We start from the raw sequence: 18,062 nt of genomic DNA on the forward strand, positions 1-18,062 counted from the left end.
ATCATGCTTAAAAAAATTATGTTCTTGACTGCTACTGTTGCGCTAACAGCCTGTGGTGGAAGTTCAGACTCGATCTCCGTACCAAATCCTGGTTCAGGAGGTGATATTAATTATCCAAAGCTTATTGTCGGCACTATCAATGCGATATCAGTCCAAAATGTCACAGTGAACGATTATTCGTGGCCAACAGAGCATGTCGTTGTGCAGTACGGAGATAATATGTTGTCGCAACATATGCTAACCGAGGGAGCTGCAGTACGTGTTTATACTGATGGAAAGAAACTTTCAACTATAGAACTGAATCCAACCATTGCTGGTGAAGCAAGTAAAGTTGAATCCGGCAGCATGACAGTTGCTGGCGTTACTATGAATTACGACACTATTGCTAACGATATTCGTAATGGTGATTATGTTCTTGTCAGCACCAATAAATACAGTGATGTGATTGATGTAACTGCTGTCACAAAATTGAGTTCAGCACCGCTTTACAGCGAAATTGAAGGCCGTATCAGTGAAATAATTCCGGGGTCTTCCACCTTTGTGATTAACGATATTCTGATTGATTACAGCGCTGCTGTGATTGAAGGCGGCCCTGTTAATGCGGGGGCCTGGGTCGAAGTCTTTGGCCAATTTGAAGGGCATGTGTTCATTGCTTATGAGGTAGATGTTGAGGGCTACAGCAATACTAATGATATAGAAATTGAAGGAGTAGTGACCTGGGTTGACCCACAACAGGTTGCGTTTGAGCTTAATAATCATATCGCCTTGGAAGTGAGTCCACAGACAAGGTTTAAAGATGGTACACAGCGTGACTTAGCTGTAGGCAAAGTGATTGATGTCAAAATCAAGAACACAAATGACAGCAGTCTGGTTTCAGAAATAGATTTCCAATATGAAATGGTCCCTCCTGTAAGCGGTAAACCGCAGAATTATGAGTTATTTGGTAGAGCCAGTTACAGTAACTCAGTTCTGATTGTTAATGGTTTTACTTTTAAATTGGACCCTCAAACCCGGTTTGATGATGGCTTAACACTTGGGCAGTTAGATGGGGCAGAGCTTGAGATTGATGGTGTATTTCGAGACGGAGCTTATTGGGTTCGGGAAATTGAACGCAAAGACCATGACCGCGAAGTGTCGCTTGAAGGCTTAGTAGAAAATGGTGGTATTTGGGGGTATTCAGCTTCAGATCGTTCTTTGGAGCATTTTGAAGGCCTGTGGGTCGAATTGGAATGTTTTTTCGATGGACTTTCACTTTCACAATGCCAAATTGATTAAATTGAATTAAACTCTGCTCTATGTGACAGTTACTTATTTTATATTTGTTGCTGTCACATTCGGTTTAACCCCCCGTTTTAGTTTTTTGAAGTGTACACTACCTCATAACGAACTCTAATTCAGCTTTCTGATTTGCCATCTGGCCATAGTGTGCAACAAATAGTGGTGTAGTAACCCAGAACGATAAATGGGGATAAGTTCAACACTTTGTTAGTTAGTGAAAATATATAACTTTCAGATTACTCCGATAGGGCAAGGCAAAGGGATGGATTAAATTAGCTCCTGCAACGAGAAGTTAACCAGTTCATTAACCCTTAGGGAGTATTAATCATGAAAAAAGCACTATTAATTGCAACCTCTTTGTTTATTGCGGGCCAGGCTGCTGCAATAGAAACGCGCACTGTAGACATCATAGCTGATGTGCCTTCGGATACATTTTATGTTGTCGAGGCATCGGGCTCTGATATTTTCAGCGCAACCCAGACAATGAACTATGATGTTGTGGCTAAAACGTTTGCGCCAGTGACAGGTGGCATAACGTTTCAGGCGTCAGCAGGTTCTATCACTGCAGCGGTAACGGGAACTCCTACCCTGACAGGTAGTGACCCGGCCAACACAGTTCCTTTAACTGTGCAAATTGGTAACGTTACACTGAGTGCCACAGCGGCAGAAATTGCGCCTGCGTCAAGCGCTGGTGTACCAACAACTGAGCAGTTGCGTGTTTCTGCGACTGCTGGTGGTAATGCACCTGCGGCGGATAGCTACTCTGGTGTAGTGAACCTGATTTTTGAAAACATAACACCGTAACAGAAAACAGCGTTCTGGTTCTGTTGTCAAAAAGTCCCTCACCTAGCGGTGGGGGATTTTTTTTTGGTGCGCCGGGCACGGCGCGTTGCACGTAAGCGCAACTGGGTTGACTGAGGTAGTCAAACCGGTGACTTGGAGGTGCAAGTCCTCTACACACCCGGCAAGGGGAAGTGTTAGCTGAACGGCAAGGGTGTTCACCGTGAGGTTAAATCTGAAGGAAGCCGAAAGCAAAATGCTGGCCTGACGAACAGGAAGCGATTTATGCGCTGTAGCAGGGTAAGGTGGCCAATATCACCAAAGCCCAATACTTGCACGGAATGTTACAACGTAGAGTCGACAGGTATAAGCAGGAAGGTCGCGCGAATTACCCCGGGAGGTCTGAGTGTCTGCCAGAGTGCTACTGACATCGGGAGGTGTTGGGATGGATGCTCAGAAGTCAGCCGAGGCCGTAGTAGTGCTCTTAACCAACAGCACGAAGGGCTGAACATAGTTAACCGCGATTAGGACTCTGGACCTCGATGTTGATTGATGATGCACAAGCGCAGGCGACTGCGGCCATGAACAGAGGAAGCGAACAGAATTCGCCGGGGCTGGTTGATGGTGTTGAAATTGATACGGCGGCCAGTGGGCGAACGAAAGCGGAAATGTCGTTGACGATGGACGCAGTGATAAGCCGCGAGAACCTGATGCTGGCGTATCAGCGGGTGGTAGAAAACAAAGGTGCGGCGGGGGTGGATAACCTCAGTGTGCTGGAGTTAAAACCATGGCTGAAACAGTATTGGCAGAGCGTCAAAAGTACACTGATGGCAGGCAGTTATCTGCCACGGGCAATCCGCAAAGTGGATATCCTAAAGCCAAATGGCGATGTGAGAACACTGGGTATCCCAACCGTGGCAGACCGATTTATCCAACAGGCGATAGCACAAGCATTAACACCCTACGTGGAACCGACATTCTCGAAGTCCAGCTACGGCTTCAGACCCAACCGCAACGCGTGGCAAGCGGTGCGACAAGCACAGCAGTTCATTCAAAGCGGCAAACGCTGGGTTGTAGACATGGATTTGGAGAAATTCTTTGACCGTGTCGACCACGATATTCTGATGTCGAGACTGGCACGGACTATCAAAGATGAGCGGCTGCTCAAACTTATCCGCCGTTATCTGGAAGCAGAAATGATGGATGGAAAAGAGGTCTTAAAACGCGATAAAGGCATGCCGCAAGGCGGCCCATTGTCCCCGTTGCTATCGAATATCCTGCTGGATGAACTGGATAAAGAGCTGGAGCGACGAGGTCACAGCTTCTGCCGCTACGCCGATGACTGCAACATTTATGTCAGCAGCCAAAAGGCGGGCGAACATTTACTGAAAGACATGAGTGAATTCTTAGCGAAAACGCTGAAATTGAAGGTGAATGCACAGAAGAGTGCAGTGGCAAGACCATCGGAACGTCAGTTCCTTGGTTACAGCTTCACATGGCACAAAGTGGCCCGACTGAAAATAGCACCAAGCAGCGTAGGCAGGCTGAAAGACAAAATCAGAAGCCTGACCACGGGAAATGGTTCAAAATCAGTAGCAAAAGCTATCAGCGAACTGACACCGATACTGCGTGGGTGGATAAGCTACTTCCGACTGACCTAATCAAAGGCGTGGTGGAAGAGCTGGACGGCTGGATAAGACGTAAACTGCGTTGCCTGTACTGGCGACAATAGAAGCGACCTTTTACCCGAGCCAAACAACTGATGAAAGCAGGACTTGATGAAGTCAGGGCATGGGCGTCAGCTTGTAACCAGCGTGGCGCTTGGTGGAACTCTGGTGCCAGTCATATGGATCAGGCTTTAAAGAAGAGCTGGTTCGACAGGCTGGGACTGGTTTCACTGCTGGAAAGTCATCGACAGTTCCAGTGTTAACATGAACCGCCGTATGCGGAGCCGCACGTACGGTGGTGTGAGAGGACGGCGGGAGCGATCCCGCCTCCTACTCGATCATGGCTAAAGAGGTGCTGGCTATGGCGCTAAGGTTTATTAAGTACTTTCAGATTACTCCGATAGGGCAAGGCAAAGGGATGGATTAAATTAGCTCCTGCAACGAGAAGTTAACCAGTTCATTAACCCTTAGGGAGTATTAATCATGAAAAAAGCACTATTAATTGCAACCTCTTTGTTTATTGCGGGCCAGGCTGCTGCAACAGAAACGCGCACTGTAGACATCATAGCTGATGTGCCTTCGGATACATTTTATGTTGTCGAGGCATCGGGCTCTGATATTTTCAGCGCAACCCAGACAATGAACTATGATGTTGTGGCTAAAACGTTTGCGCCAGTGACAGGTGGCATAACGTTTCAGGCGTCAGCAGGTTCTATCACTGCAGCGGTAACGGGAACTCCTACCCTGACAGGTAGTGACCCGGCCAACACAGTTCCTTTAACTGTGCAAATTGGTAACGTTACACTGAGTGCCACAGCGGCAGAAATTGCGCCTGCGTCAAGCGCTGGTGTACCAACAACTGAGCAGTTGCGTGTTTCTGCGACTGCTGGTGGTAATGCACCTGCGGCGGATAGCTACTCTGGTGTAGTGAACCTGATTTTTGAAAACGTAACACCGTAACAGAAAACAGCGTTCTGGTTCTGTTGTCAAAAAGTCCCTCACCTTGCGGTGGGGGATTTTTTTATGCATGGCTAAAGAGGTTTGATAGAGAGATAAATGCTCTAATGTACCTTCGAGATAATGAGCCAAAAAAGAAATGATATTTTTTCAGTCGTCAGAGCGATAACCTTTCCTGATTAACCCCTAATTTTTGCCCCCTTAGAATGAAATGAGTTCATGCCTCATTTGGTCTTGTGCTTTGCTTTGGATGTAATCACGTTTTCGATGCGTCGAGGCCGCTTAGGCGTGTACTGAAGCCGCACAGGGCAATACAAACGATGCACTCTTTTCTTGTTCACGTAGATCACCACTCAAGCTTCAACTGACGTGGAGACGTTTGTCGCTATATCGCACTAGCGCTCTGGCGATCGTTACGATTTTCTGGGAAAGGTTTCCCGGGGATTTAAGCGCCAGCCCATTGACTCCTGAAATAAATTATTTTTCATCACCTGATAAATTTTGAGCTATATCTATGGTAAAGGAGGTTAAAAAATATGGCGAGTTAAATCAAGAAAAGATAAAAAGCAGCGTTATTAATAATAAGGATTTTAATTGATCCGTAAATGGGTACTTATGTAATTTTGAAAGGTTTGTTTTTCGGTAAATGGGGAGTTCTTATCATGAAATACTTTATATCTGTTGCCGTGTTTTTTTTGAATGTTGCACCTGTTGTAGCAGGAGATAATCGTTCGGTTTCGATTATAGCTGAGGTGCCATCTCAATCATTTTATGTTGTGGAGCAGAGTGGCTCCACTATTTTTTCTAGTAACCAACGAATGCATTACGACACAGGTGTTAGTAATTTTTCTGAAGTTGGGGGAGAAATTATTATTGGGGCGTCAGCAGGAACTATTTCTGCAATGCTCTTGGGGGCTCAGGCTTTAACCGGGCATTATTCAGCGAACCAAATACCATTAGAGGTGCATATAGATTCTTTGCTATTAACTGCCTCAAGTCAGCAGATTGCAAATGAAATGGAAGCTGCAGCGAGTAAAGTTGTTAAATTAACGATCAATGCAAAAACCAGCGATTCTGTAGTCGCTGATTATTATTCAGCCAGTTTAAATATTTTGTTCGAGAATTCGGCAGATCTTTGACCCTGACTTTTCATAATAAAAACTTCCTGGTGCTCTTTAGTAGTCCTGGGGAGTTTTGTAGATCCCCAAATCAACCTGAACTCGGGATAATGAGTGTCGACTACTCTATATTTAACAAAAAATCAAATAGATAAGCCAATTTATTGAACTAGCGTAAGTCTTTACTCACTGAATGCGCAGATTTTTGCGCATATCAAGGCGCTTTGTCTAACAGTCTAACGTCCACCCAACCTCACATATTTCGGATTAGTCTGATGTTGTCATTCGCCCCGACTCCTTAAAATGAATTAAATTCTAATCAGTTGAGGCTCGGCTCTTATGGCACGTTTACTTAAATTAAAGCGTCTTAGCGTTATAGTTATGGCTTTATGTCATGTATCAGCTTTTGCCGGATCGCAACTGAGTCAACCCAGCCTTTTATCTCAGGCTAAGGAATTGCCTGCAGATTTTGTTTCTTATTTATTTGATGCTCCCCTTTTTGTCCGGGTCGAATTAAATGATCAGTATCTGGGCGATGCTATGGTAATGCTGAATCGGAAAGAGCAAGTTCAGTTATTAAGGTTTACAGAAGCTCACAGCAGTAAATATTCAGAGCAGGACCGTACCGCGTGGGCAGATAGTTTACAGAACTTTACTAACCTTGGTAAATGCACCACTAAATGCCCAAATAATATATTAGCCTTATATTACAATTTAAATGAATCTAAACTAAGCATTCTTACCGCCGATGCAGAACAAAACACTGTAGGGCGCCACTACCAAATGCCTGAAAATGGTAGTAAAGGATTAATGCTGGAAAATCGTCTAAATGTGACTGCTGCAGAACACCAACAAGCTAACGTAAATTATAATTTTAATGCAACAGCCAGTCGCGGTTTATGGTCATACCATGCAGGTGGGCAGTTTGTAAAAAGTGATTTCGCCGAAGAAAAAAATATGTATGGCATTGACCAGTTGTATGGACAGACTGAATTTGAGGATAACTTTGTTCGTGTCGGGTATTTTTATAATGGCATTGAGGGTCTTAGTTTAAGACCTCAGCAACTTGGAAATAACACTATGTTGGGTGCTATGTATAGCTCTTCCGATGCGTTGGTGAGAGTGGAAAATACACCAAGTAGCACACCTATTTACGTTACTGCAAACAAGCAGGCTTCAGTTGAACTATACAAAAATGGCGCATTAATTCATAGTCAGTCTGTTCCATCAGGTTTGCAGACTGTTGATACGCGTCAGTTACCGACAGGTATTTACCCTGTTTTAGTTCGATTAATTGAAGACGGTCAGGTAATTTCTGAAACGGAAGAGATGGTTTATAAACCGACCTCTTGGCGAGATCCATCACAAAAGCTCAGGTACAGCTTTTTTGCCGGTCAGGAAAGTAATTTTTTATCGGGAACTACAAATAATGCTGATGAACGTTTCACTTTGGGGGCAGCTGTAAACTATTTATTGAAGCCTCAGTTGGTTGGTGGTGTTTCAATACAAACCAGAGGCTCAGAGCTGGAAATGGGCGCTTCCTTTGATTGGACTTTATTCGATCAGACCAGAATGTTAACAAATGTTTTGCATTCAACAGAGTTTGGCATGGCAGCCGATATGCAGCTGATGCATCCTCTTAATTTTGGTTATTTTGTTTTGGGGCACAGATACAGTAAAAAAGATTTAAGTGAAGCCTTAACTGAGCAAGCCCAGCACATCAGCAGCTTAAGTTTAAGTTACCGCTTGACGAGAGATCAAAATATGATGATGCGGATCAGTCGCCAAAATAATCAAGGAACGGCTTATGATATCAGCTGGCTTTACAACTCGTCTGTATTAAATGCTCCGGCCGTCTGGAACCTGAGTGCATTTAATCGTCCGGGGAACAAGGGGACAAAGTTTGAGCGTCAGCAAGGTATAGAGCTTGGAGTAAACATCAGATTTGGTGATTCATCGCAAGATCGAAACCGTTACAATGCAGCCATAGGTAGTCGCACTTCAACAAGTGGTAAAAAAGAACAGGTGTTGGATTTGGGCTGGCAGGGAACATACTCTGATTCAATCATCAAACAGCTGGGTGCGAATGCGTCAGTAAATTCATCAGGAGTAGGGCTTAGTGGCGCTGGGTCTTTAGATAACGATGTGGTGCAAGCCGATATGTTTATCAGTACTGCCGCTGGTTCTGGTTCGCTGAGTGGTGGGTTAAATTTACAAAATAGTGTTGTGCTGGGAACCGAAGGTGCAGTTGCCAGTAGCGTGTCATTGTTCAATGGTGCTGCTTTGACCGTAGAATTGATCAGTGATGCTCCTGATGTGCCAGTGATGGCCTATGACTCAAATGGTGGTCAGTATCAGCTAAAACCAGGGAAAAATCTGGTACCTGTCACGGCGTTTAAACCAGGTACTGTAAGTTTTGATTTGGCACAAGGACGCACGGATAACATCAGCTTATCAAAAAGCAGCCAGAGTTATCAGTTAAACAAAGGCGGTGTAGAGCATGTTCAGTTGTATGTTCATAAAACCGTGACCGTATTGGGACGTTTGCTGGATACACTGGGTAAACCTTTAGGCGGCAGTCATGTCATTAACCATGCCAGTCGAACAGTAACAGAACATAGTGGTTTTTTTAGTGTAGAGATGCGCGAAGCCACGCCTACTTTAAAAGTGGTGTACCAGGGTGAAGAACTCTGTGACATTGAACTGAATACCTCGCATACCACTCGACAGGATAATGTGGTAATGGTGGGCGATGTTCAATGCGGCGTGGCTGTTGCTAACAAAGAGACTGAATAAGAAATCGTGAACAAAACCAGGTTTCAAAAATGCATGTTGTGTTGTGAGTATTGTGAGTATGGTCAGGCATAAAGTGAAGCAGAAAAAAGTTCTGCTCTGTTTAAACTCGCTGTTAAGTAATTGATTTACGGAGTTAGTAATGCAACAAATAAAAAAAATAGTTCAAGCAAACGTAGCTCTGCTTTGTTTGTTAAGCACGATGACAGCAACAGCCTATGAGGTCAGTGTAAAAGCTGAATATCGTACAGTAAAAGGTGTCAATCAGGCAGAATTTACCGACACAACCAGTTGCGGCACCAATTACTGGTGTAGTTATATGGGACAAAGGAGAACCGTCATTATGAATACCATGGGGTCAGAGCTTACAACAACGGTGCCTTCAACAGATCCCCGGCAAAATTTGTACTATAAGGTTCCTGGCAGTAGAACAGTGAATATGACTAATGCAAAAGGACAGACACATGTATTAACTTTTAGATTTACTGCAATTGGCGGGGTGTATCGGCGGACAGTAAATACTACACCACATTTGTATCAGTTGTCGGGAAATGTGTTGCCTCACAATCGTGGTGTTTATTGCAACCTGCGCTGGGCGTACTGGGGACCTACTGATACTGGGTTTGCCTGGGATATTATGCCTGCCTTTCAATCCACAGGAACAGACTGCTATAAAATGTTTAATCAATCTTCCCTCCAAGGTACTTGGGAATACTCGATGCGACAGCTGTTTCTGGCGTATGAACTTGAAACGCCAAACCCCTTAGCGATGGAGAGTGGTATATATAACGGCAGCCTTACTTTTTCAGTTGGACCTGGGGGCGAAATCGATTTTGGCGACAGCTTTACCTCTATTTCTAATCAAATGACAGTTAACTTTGAATTGAATGTAATGCACGATTTTATCTTTCAGTTTCCGGCTGCCGAAAGTATTGCTGTGTTAGAGCCAGCCGGGGGGTGGGCCAGTTACAATGGCGCAAACCCAGGCTCAATAAATAAAGATATCCCATTTAGAGTAACAAACTCCGGATCTTTTAGTATGTATCTTGCATGCGAACATGATTTAAATGTTGGTTGCGGTATTAAGGCGGCTTCGGGCCGCACAGTACGGCTGGATACTTCGGTTACTCTGCCTGGCGCAATTCGGCTTGGTAATGGTTCACCAGTGAACCGGTTGTCATTACCTGTAGGACGTTTAATGCGTAGAGCCTTTACGCCGCTCTTTGCGGTAAGTAATCAGCAAGGGCTGTTGCATTTTGAAATTACGAATCCGGCTTTAGAGGGAATGTTAAAAGATACTCCCGGAGAAAGGTATGAGGGGGATGTAACCCTAATGATTGAATCTGAGGTTTTATAATAAATAAGCATGTGAAAAACGGAATATTCCTATAGTACGCAGCGCTTCCGTTATTTAAATTAACAATTAATTACTTGCATTTTGTCAAAACTGACGATTTGTCGTTTTGAAGTGAAGTGAAGTGAAGTGAAGTGAAGTGAAGTGAATGAAAAGGAGCAGTACGTGATAAATTACGAAGAATTCTGGCTCGACGTGAACCAGACGAAGTTAAAATGCAAAAATAATTATTTAATTTTAGATTGCTGGCAAAATCAGTTATATATTGCAGGAAAGTATCTGAGATTAAATGAAATACAAAAGCGATTATTTGCTTGTTTGCTGAAAAATGTAACGCGCAGATCCGACCTTTTTAATTATCTGTGGTTTGATTGTCCGCAGCAGAACCCCAGTAATAGCTACCATCAGCTTCTGCATCAAATTAGAGGGTTATGTCGGGACAACAATTTACCATGTTTGCTGCTGACATTCCCCGCTTATGGAGTGCGACTGGATATTGAAGCGGTTGAAAGTATAGCTGTTCGTAGTGAGACAGGCGGAAAAGTAGCATAAAAACGGACCGGATATGCAAAGTCTTGAGAGAGCCCATGTCGCTCTGCTTAGCTGTCATTTTCGGAGTGCAAAGTTCAGGGGGCAATGTTATTCATAACTGAGATGGACACGGACGTTTCTGTTTTTCTGCTGCTTAAAAACTTGTTGTGGCTATCACATGAATTTTTATCGTCTTGCCCAGATCTGCAAGGTAAAAAAAGTGAGGAGCCATTCTTTAAAGTCTGAGCTGAATTCTCAGTCAAAATTTAAAAAGTAAGCGTAGCTCGAACCCCACATTCCAGCTTTAGCTAAACCACCATATCCTGTGTGCATCATTCACCAATCAGGGCTTCCTATGCTCCGCAGAACCTCCGAACAATGGCAGACGCTATTTGACCAGCACAAAGCCAGCGGTTTAACTCAGACCGAATTTGCAAAGCAGCAGGGCATCGACCCAGGTTACTTCAGACTGCGCAAGCGGCAGTTGCTTGCCTGGCAACAGGACGATAACGACGGCTTTTGACCTTTCCCCGGAATTAATACCAATCCCGTGATGAGATTTTCCAGCTTATGACAGGCTCCCATTTTTAGGAGCACTCGTAGAATGAATTGAGTTATTCAATTTTCAATGGACGCCACAAACTGCAAAGGTGGCAGGTTATTTAAAGCCCGATGAGGCCGACTCTTGTTATAGTCATCTCGCCAGGCTTCGATTTTCAATTCTGCATCGGTCAGTGATTCAAACCAGTGGCAGTTCAAGCATTCATCATGCAGGCTTCCATTAAACGACTCAATATAAGCGTTGTCTGTTGACTTCCCAGGACGAGAGAATGCAAGTGTAACCTTGTGTATGCCCATAGAGCTGCCATCTGCCCAGCAAACTCACTCCCATTATCGTAATAAATACGTTGTGGAACGCCTCGCTCCCGACAGGGCCTAGTCAGTGTTGCGACCACATTTTCCGAACGTAAACGTGCACCGACATCGGCTGCTAAACATTCTCTTGTGCAGGTATCAACCACGGTCAGAATACGGAACTTGTTACCCGTAGATAGCTGATCTGCCACAAAGTCCATTGCCCATGCCTCATTTGGTCTTGTGCTTGGGATGTAATCGCGTTTTCGATGTGCACCACTGAAATTACGTCGAGGCCGCTTAGGCCGCAACTGAAGTCCTTCCAGACAGTACAGGCGGTGCACTCGCTTTTTGTTCACATGGATCCCTTCACGCTTCAACATGATGTGGATACGTTTGTGGCCATACCTGACTCGTGCTCTGGCAATCGCTACGATTTTCTGACGAAGAGCTTCCTGAGGCTCTGAGCGTTGTCTATACCGGCACGCCGTTCGACTTAATTCAGTCAAAGAGCATGCTCGCCGCTCACTTATTCGATAAAGACTTATCAGATGGCGTACCGCTTTGCGACGCTGCGGTACGCTTACCACTTTCGGGTATTGAGATCTTGCAACATAACCTTGTCGAGAGTTAAATCTGCAACAATTCGTTTAAGCTTTTCATTTTCCTCTCGTAATTGCTTAAGTTCACGAACTTGGCCTGATTCAAGCCCAGAGTATTTTTTCTTCCAAGCGTAGAATGTTCCCTCGGCAATCCCCATTTTGCGGGCAATATCAGCGATAGGTAGCCCCGCTTCGTGTTGTTTTATCGCAGAAACGATCTGTTCGACAGAAAAACGTTTTGATTTCATGGCATGGCCCTCGTAGGTTTTTAATCATGCCCAAATTCATCGCTGCTTTGGATCTTTTTATTGGGGGACCGACAATTTTATGCATAACCAGCTATCAGGTGGAAGAAGCCAACCGTCTGTTCAGAGTGATTGATAGCTTTAAATGTGAATGGCTCGCGATTGAAGCTGGTTTTCCTTGCCAACAATGCGGGTGAACCGCCCCCTAAATTAGCTACTTGAAGGGCGAACAAACCAATGGCCATCCATTGTGACAATGGACCTGAGTTTATTCGTCACGAATTTACGGAATGGGCGAAAAAGCATGAGATCAAGATTGATTACATTTAACCTGGCAAGCCGCAGCAAAATGCGTACATCGAACGACACAACAAGGCAAACAGGTACACGAACAGGTACAGCTGGGTAAGCAAACATATTTATTTGACAGGCTTGAAGAAGTTCAGGACTACACTACCAAATAGTTATGGTTTTACAATCATGAACGGCCACACAAAGCCAATGACGGAAAGTCACCATTGATGGCTGCACAAACTCTACTTTTAACTTCGCTTAAAAATGGGAGTATTACCGAAAGGTAAGCTTATGGCGACAAAATGTCGAAAACTAAATTAACCTGGCCTAAATAAGTTCCAGGTTGATATTGGGTGCCACTTGGTGCCGGCTGGATACTAATGTGTACCGGAACTAGTCGTCCCGCATGACTGTCCTGACTGTTAAGTATTTGTTGGGCTGTTGTAGTTAAAAGCACGGAATTTATTCTGACGTTCAAAGGTATTCTGTCATTTATACCTACCAGTTCCGCTTCATTATAAAGTCTGGCCGTAACAGGTCCCAGACTGCTTTCAATATAAAGCTGCTGGCGAATAGCTGAATGCCTATTACCAACCATATCCCAGTGCATAGTTTGTGTTTCGTACAGCCAGTTGTTTCCCGTTGGAGGTCTTACAATAAAGTTCGGATTAGGTAGCTCTACTACAACTTTTACTTTGTGCTCAATAATGTCGTTCGCTGATAAAATATGGGAAGTCGATAATAATAAAAAAGCTATTATTGAATGTATTTTAATCATGACTTTAACTCTCTAAAATTTGACAATGAGATTGATAGGGTGTTGTAGAAAACTTCAGCATATAAAACCACTTGTATGGTTTTATATGCTGAAAGCCTTCCATCAAAAAGAGTATGGTTTTTTTACATCGAACTCTTTTATGTCGAAGTATATTTTTTTTCCCGACATTTTTTCATATGTTTTTTCTCTTCCCGGCAGCAGGTGATCAACTCTTACAGGAGTGCAGTTTAAGCCAGAGTTGTCGCAATATCTGATCATGTCGACAATCGCTGTCGAGTTGCCTTTGTTTGTTACTTTAATATTTGACTCACTTTCAATAACTTGGGTATCAAATCTTGTTTTTTCTGGATGGACCATTACTATGGTTCCATAGCCAGCCATGATGCTAAAACCAGCATCTAGTTGTTTTTTATACTCTTCAGCTTCTTTTTCCGACAAATTAAACTGATCGTTAATATCTGGTGCTACCGGAATATAACGTACCCGGAAATAACGTTCTTTCTCACGATTCCCCATATACAATAGCCGTACAGTTTGGCTAGATTCTGCAGGAATTATTAAGCGAGCCGGGCTGGCAATTAAAGTGTCTGTTTGTTTGCTTACGTCCAGTATTTCGCCCGCTGCGACTTCACTACTTTTCCCGTTGCTATCGTAGACAATTTCAGCTACAGATACTCGTACATAAGCAGTCGACGACCCCGAATTCATAATACGCTTTACCTCGGTTGTTTTGCTTGCCGCCACATAATCGTACATTGAACCTACATTAAGTTGTGGGGCTGCCAAAGCATGAACTGAGCTAAGAGTTATTCCAATAGCTACCAGAAGTTTGTGCATGTCGTTCTCCTTTAATAACAATTCTAAAAAATCAATACCTTTAAGGTACTTTAAGGATGTGAGCATAGCTATCAGATTCCTCTGATTCAAGTTATCCGTAATGTTTCACAACCTCTGAGATTTTTACAAAAAATTATAACAGTAGCCCTTTGGCTTTTAGAGAATGGATTGCAATTTGTGGTAGTAAGGTTAAGTTTTCGCCTGATTTTGTGGTGGCAACAACTGTAAAAAACCAAGTATCACTTTTGGTTGTTAAATATCCAATGTGCCAACCCAGGTCTGGATAAATCGTTTTGATCCAAGCGGTTTGATAATAAAGCTGATAAGTATCCGTTTTTTCTGCAAGCATCAATTGTTCTACTAATGAGAAATTACCGAACTGGAAAGGTAATTTTTTTTTGTAAAAACTTTTCAGAAAACTGACTTGTTCGTAGCTATTGATCTGTAGGTTGCCGTTAAACCAGAACTCTGTACCTGTACTAATGTTGTCTATGTGTCCGTACTTTGACGCTTCAAGGTACTGGACGTAATTTATTGTTCCAACATTTTTGGTAAGTTGATCCAGGTAGTAACAATTTGACGTCCTATGACCTGTTTGCTGGGGTATTCGTCGATTTAACCAACGTTTTTCCGTACATGTTTTATTTTTCCAAATGAAGCCGCTTTGTTCTGGCGTAATAATGGTTTGCTCCAGAAGAATTAGCATGTTCAGTATTTTGAAAGTTGCAGCAGGAGGCAGTGGCTGAGAAGCTTTTCGCGAGTTATGGATATAGGTTTTTCCAGAATGAAGAGATGACAGTACCATAGCTCCTTCGATGCCATGAGCAGAAAAAATACTGGCAATTTGTTGATCGTTGGCTGAAACGAAGCAAATAGACTGAATTGCGATTAGAAAAAATACTTTTTTCAATAAATCCACTTTGCGGAAACTTCGTGCTTACTATCTGCGCTAGTTTTTCATCTTTATTATCGCTTGGTCATCAGACTAATCTGGTTCTAAATAGAAGCTTCAGTGCATGGGCTAAAAAATGTGCACGTTTTTCACAAAAATTTAGCATTCAGTGATTTTTTACTTGTAGCCCAGCTGATATAAAGGTAAAAAGTCGGCCCCATTTTTTGCAGCAGGCAACAGGACAACTTATGAGAGAACGTATTGGTTTTATGCACCAGCCGGGCAGTGCTGTCACTGTGGAATTACCTGACTGGGTAGCTACTTTTGTCGACTGGCAAAAAACATACAATTCAGATGATGAGAAAATGGCCTTAGCTATTGAACTGTCAAAACAAAATGTTGAACGTGGTACAGGCGGCCCTTTTGGTACTGCTATTTTTGATCGTGCTTCAGGCCAGTTGTTAGGGGTTGGGGTTAACCGGGTGGTGCCTTTAAGCAACTCCACCTTACATGGTGAAACTGTGGCTATTATGATGGCGGAAAAAGCGCTCGGGACTTTCACTCTGGCAACAGAGGGGGGGCGTGAACTCTTTACCTCTTGTGAGCCATGCGCCATGTGTATGGGCGCAGTGCTGTGGAGCGGCGTCAATCGGATGGTTTGTGCCGGTGCCGCAGAAGACGCGCGTGCCATTGGTTTTGACGAAGGTCCGGTGTTTGAGCAGTCCTACCAGTATTTAGAAAAAGCCGGTATGGAGGTCGTGCGCCAGTTTAAACGCTCTGATGCTAAAGCTGTATTGGATTATTACAAAAACTCCGGCGGTCGTATTTACAACGGCAGAGATTAACAGGAGTTTTTCATGCTATTTGTGGTGATGCTGGGGGGAAAACACCCCAAAGCAAAAATTGAAGTGCACGATGTGGTGTTCGTGACTGGCAATAGCATTGAAGAGTGCTACCAAGAGCTGCGCGCGCAGTGGTTTGGTGCTGCGGCCGGTCTGCATATCGACTGCTGGATGCAGGTCGATGGTGTTGAAGGCTATCTGGTGCGATTTTCTGAGCAGGCTCCAGCGGCCGACGAGTTGCGACTATTTTTTATCAACTTAGGTGGCTATACCTCAGGTGCTTTTGGTGAGGACCATCATTACCTGCTGGTGACAGCAAAAGATAAAGTACAAGCCAAGCAAAAAGGCAAAAGCTACCTGCCGAAAAGCTGGGATAAACCCCATACCGATGCGGTAGTGGATGTCGATGATTGCATCGCTATTGATCAGATCGGGGGTCGTTACGTGCGGTTGATCCCGGGCCAACACAAAGAGATAGTGCACCAGTCGGACTATATTATTTTGTCTTAAACATCAAAATGGGGAGCAGATCACCTGATGAACAACCTGATCTGCGCCCATTTTTACAACTGGATCTGAGCTAAGCCTGGCTGGGTCTTCTTTAAGGTCACCACATACTTTTCAAAACGTTCCTGCTCGTTTTTCTCCAGCTTATTTTGCCGGAGAACGCGGGCTGCACTTTTCGCATAATGGATGGTTTCGCCTGTTAAACCGGCGCTTTTACTCATGGCTTGCAGCAAGTTGAGTGCGATCACCGGATTGGTGGGCATATAGTCGAAGGTTTCACAAAAAAGTGACACAGCGCGGCCATACTGGCCCAGACGATACGCATCGGACGCCTCTGTATTTACTTGTTTGATTTGTTGTTTCAGGCTCTCATGTTTGTTTTGCTCCTGCTGGAGCATGATACGCTGCGTTTCGGTGAGAAAATCATCGTCGTACAACATGGTTTTTAATCGGTCGATACAAAGTTGGCTGGAGTATAAATCGCCCAGTTCAAAATAAGCTTTGGCCGCATCCATACAACTGTCGATACTGAGATCATCCAGAGGTAAGTCCTGAATTTGCTGCATCAGTTCACGGCCTTCTTTGATAGCGCCCCGGCAACTGTACATCCGGCTACGTAACAGTACAGTCTCCCGTTTCAGTGCCTCGACATTAAAACGTTTATGCAGTGCATCCAGCAGTTTACCGGCGTTTTGCAGGATCACCGCTTTTTCCAGCACGTTAGCGCTTTTAGCCTGATCCACCAAAGCGCGGGCATGGTTCAGATAATTGTCTGCCGTATCATCAATCGAATGGCGGGCTCCCTGAACTATTTTACCGGCAATACGGGCTGCGACATCGGTATGACCTAAAATGACACATAAATTACTGAGCGTCTTTTGCCTGCTGATATTTTTCGGTGACAAAGCGGCAGCCTTGCTTAGCGTGTCAAAGGCCAGTTGATAACGCCCATGACGCAGGTATAAACGGGATAACCAGTCGAGTGCCTCTACTTTGGTGTCACCAAATTGTGTCAAGTCGGCAAGCTCCAGTTCGGTATCTTCCCAACGTTCCAGATAAAAACAACTGATCGCATGTCCGAGGCGCGCCCAACTGTAGGCTTTTTGCTGCATGACGTTCTGATAAAACAGTTCGGCTTTGTCGTATTGAGCTAATTTGAGCAAAAGTTCGCCTTTGACACGCATAGCTTGCAGTGCATAGTCAGCTTTAGTGCGGATCACCAGATCACATTCCCGGCAGGCTTCTGCATAATCCTGTTCAAACAAACGGAAAAATACTTTTCGAAGCTCGATACGATGACGAATCGCTTTACTGATCCGTTCTTCCAAAGCAGGGGCCGTAAAAGGTTTGAGCAGGTAATCGTCCGGTTGCAGCTCAATCACACCATGCACAATTTGGCTTTGAGCTTCGGCACTAATCACGATAAAACAACAGAGCGGGGCCAGTAGCTGTTGTTTTTTTAAGGCTTCAAACAACTGATAACCATCTTTGCAGTCACCCAGGTTAAAGTCACACAGAATAAAATCGAAGGGCATATCAATGCATTTTTGCATCGCTTCGCCCGCGTCTTTGGCCAGATGAATAGCCTCAAACCCCATTTGCTGTAACATTCCTTTTACGGTGGCCCGGACAGGCGCACAGTCATCAATGACCAAGACTTTTTTACATCGAAAAAATGACTGGTCCATAGCGAACTAACTCTTATTATGCGTTTAACTGCTGATTTATCACG

15 protein-coding genes and 2 pseudogenes are annotated in these 18,062 nt (G+C 44.2%); 12 read left to right on the forward strand and 5 right to left on the reverse strand.

All coding sequences use genetic code 11. From position 1 onward, the window contains the following. Window positions 1-3: 3 nt before the first annotated feature. From SD53_RS14505 to tnpA, 9 genes are all read left to right on the forward strand, one after another. Window positions 4-1,275, forward strand: a complete 1,272-nt coding sequence (locus tag SD53_RS14505; protein ID WP_046520903.1) for a DUF5666 domain-containing protein — start codon at window positions 4-6, stop codon at window positions 1,273-1,275. Window positions 1,276-1,605: 330 nt separating this feature from the next. Then, entirely contained in the window at window positions 1,606-2,082 is a 477-nt protein-coding gene (locus SD53_RS14510) for a CS1 type fimbrial major subunit (protein WP_046520904.1), read from the forward strand. A 518-nt stretch (window positions 2,083-2,600) separates the two neighbouring features. Next, window positions 2,601-3,719 (forward strand): group II intron reverse transcriptase/maturase, encoded by a 1,119-nt coding sequence (ltrA, locus tag SD53_RS14515; protein ID WP_206539949.1) that lies wholly within the window; start codon window positions 2,601-2,603, stop codon window positions 3,717-3,719. A 489-nt stretch (window positions 3,720-4,208) separates the two neighbouring features. After that, on the forward strand, window positions 4,209-4,685 hold the full coding sequence (locus tag SD53_RS14520; protein ID WP_046520905.1) for a CS1 type fimbrial major subunit: 477 nt from the start codon (window positions 4,209-4,211) through the stop codon (window positions 4,683-4,685). A gap of 602 nt (window positions 4,686-5,287) precedes the next feature. Then, window positions 5,288-5,821 (forward strand): CS1 type fimbrial major subunit, encoded by a 534-nt coding sequence (locus SD53_RS14525; RefSeq protein ID WP_046520906.1) that lies wholly within the window; start codon window positions 5,288-5,290, stop codon window positions 5,819-5,821. A gap of 318 nt (window positions 5,822-6,139) precedes the next feature. Next, entirely contained in the window at window positions 6,140-8,596 is a 2,457-nt protein-coding gene (locus SD53_RS14530) for a CS1-pili formation C-terminal domain-containing protein (RefSeq protein ID WP_082101884.1), read from the forward strand. Window positions 8,597-8,735: 139 nt separating this feature from the next. After that, entirely contained in the window at window positions 8,736-9,950 is a 1,215-nt protein-coding gene (locus SD53_RS18370) for a hypothetical protein (protein ID WP_052749395.1), read from the forward strand. A 162-nt stretch (window positions 9,951-10,112) separates the two neighbouring features. Then, window positions 10,113-10,499, forward strand: coding sequence for a helix-turn-helix domain-containing protein (locus SD53_RS14540; RefSeq protein WP_052749396.1), 387 nt, complete (start codon window positions 10,113-10,115; stop codon window positions 10,497-10,499). A gap of 334 nt (window positions 10,500-10,833) precedes the next feature. Continuing rightward, on the forward strand, window positions 10,834-11,001 hold the full coding sequence (gene tnpA / locus SD53_RS18530; RefSeq protein ID WP_185714226.1) for an IS66 family insertion sequence element accessory protein TnpA: 168 nt from the start codon (window positions 10,834-10,836) through the stop codon (window positions 10,999-11,001). A 95-nt stretch (window positions 11,002-11,096) separates the two neighbouring features. Here the strand turns inward: tnpA and SD53_RS18535 are convergent. Further along, window positions 11,097-12,183 (reverse strand): annotated as a pseudogene (locus SD53_RS18535) (IS3 family transposase). 61 nt (window positions 12,184-12,244) lie between these two features. Between SD53_RS18535 and SD53_RS18380 the strand changes: the two are divergent. Beyond that, a pseudogene (locus SD53_RS18380) lies at window positions 12,245-12,761 on the forward strand (integrase core domain-containing protein); the annotation flags it as partial. Window positions 12,762-12,763: 2 nt separating this feature from the next. Here SD53_RS18380 and SD53_RS14555 read toward each other — a convergent pair. The 3 genes from SD53_RS14555 to SD53_RS14565 form a co-directional block, all read right to left on the reverse strand. After that, complete coding sequence (locus tag SD53_RS14555; RefSeq protein WP_046520909.1) at window positions 12,764-13,252, reverse strand: CS1 type fimbrial major subunit; 489 nt, start codon at window positions 13,250-13,252, stop codon at window positions 12,764-12,766. Window positions 13,253-13,354: 102 nt separating this feature from the next. Continuing rightward, window positions 13,355-14,089 carry a hypothetical protein gene (locus SD53_RS14560; protein WP_046520927.1) on the reverse strand — a complete coding sequence of 245 codons (735 nt, stop codon included), beginning with the start codon at window positions 14,087-14,089 and terminating at the stop codon, window positions 13,355-13,357. Between the two features lie 133 nt (window positions 14,090-14,222). Beyond that, window positions 14,223-14,999 carry a penicillin-binding transpeptidase domain-containing protein gene (locus SD53_RS14565; protein ID WP_125060808.1) on the reverse strand — a complete coding sequence of 259 codons (777 nt, stop codon included), beginning with the start codon at window positions 14,997-14,999 and terminating at the stop codon, window positions 14,223-14,225. Window positions 15,000-15,229: 230 nt separating this feature from the next. Here SD53_RS14565 and SD53_RS14570 point away from each other — a divergent pair, with 230 nt between their 5' ends. Both SD53_RS14570 and SD53_RS14575 read left to right on the forward strand, forming a co-directional pair. Beyond that, window positions 15,230-15,826, forward strand: coding sequence for a nucleoside deaminase (locus SD53_RS14570; RefSeq protein ID WP_082101887.1), 597 nt, complete (start codon window positions 15,230-15,232; stop codon window positions 15,824-15,826). A 12-nt stretch (window positions 15,827-15,838) separates the two neighbouring features. Further along, entirely contained in the window at window positions 15,839-16,333 is a 495-nt protein-coding gene (locus tag SD53_RS14575) for a DUF1543 domain-containing protein (RefSeq protein ID WP_046520911.1), read from the forward strand. Window positions 16,334-16,386: 53 nt separating this feature from the next. Here SD53_RS14575 and SD53_RS14580 read toward each other — a convergent pair whose 3' ends face one another. Beyond that, window positions 16,387-18,018: a response regulator gene (locus tag SD53_RS14580; RefSeq protein WP_046520912.1), complete on the reverse strand. Its 1,632-nt coding sequence runs from the start codon at window positions 18,016-18,018 to the stop codon at window positions 16,387-16,389. Window positions 18,019-18,062 lie beyond the last annotated feature (44 nt).

Source organism: Rheinheimera mesophila (assembly GCF_000986865.1).
In the GTDB taxonomy this organism is placed as follows: domain Bacteria; phylum Pseudomonadota; class Gammaproteobacteria; order Enterobacterales; family Alteromonadaceae; genus Pararheinheimera; species Pararheinheimera mesophila.

Coding starts and splice junctions, on each gene's coding strand:
- SD53_RS14505 (WP_046520903.1), top strand. CDS start 4: ATGCTTAAAAAAATTATGTTCTTGACTGCTACTGTTGCGCTAACAGCC.
- SD53_RS14510 (WP_046520904.1), top strand. CDS start 1,606: ATGAAAAAAGCACTATTAATTGCAACCTCTTTGTTTATTGCGGGCCAG.
- ltrA (WP_206539949.1), top strand. CDS start 2,601: ATGTTGATTGATGATGCACAAGCGCAGGCGACTGCGGCCATGAACAGA.
- SD53_RS14520 (WP_046520905.1), top strand. CDS start 4,209: ATGAAAAAAGCACTATTAATTGCAACCTCTTTGTTTATTGCGGGCCAG.
- SD53_RS14525 (WP_046520906.1), top strand. CDS start 5,288: ATGGGTACTTATGTAATTTTGAAAGGTTTGTTTTTCGGTAAATGGGGA.
- SD53_RS14530 (WP_082101884.1), top strand. CDS start 6,140: ATGGCACGTTTACTTAAATTAAAGCGTCTTAGCGTTATAGTTATGGCT.
- SD53_RS18370 (WP_052749395.1), top strand. CDS start 8,736: ATGCAACAAATAAAAAAAATAGTTCAAGCAAACGTAGCTCTGCTTTGT.
- tnpA (WP_185714226.1), top strand. CDS start 10,834: ATGCTCCGCAGAACCTCCGAACAATGGCAGACGCTATTTGACCAGCAC.
- SD53_RS14555 (WP_046520909.1), bottom strand. CDS start 13,252: ATGATTAAAATACATTCAATAATAGCTTTTTTATTATTATCGACTTCC.
- SD53_RS14560 (WP_046520927.1), bottom strand. CDS start 14,089: ATGCACAAACTTCTGGTAGCTATTGGAATAACTCTTAGCTCAGTTCAT.
- SD53_RS14570 (WP_082101887.1), top strand. CDS start 15,230: ATGAGAGAACGTATTGGTTTTATGCACCAGCCGGGCAGTGCTGTCACT.
- SD53_RS14575 (WP_046520911.1), top strand. CDS start 15,839: ATGCTATTTGTGGTGATGCTGGGGGGAAAACACCCCAAAGCAAAAATT.
- SD53_RS14580 (WP_046520912.1), bottom strand. CDS start 18,018: ATGGACCAGTCATTTTTTCGATGTAAAAAAGTCTTGGTCATTGATGAC.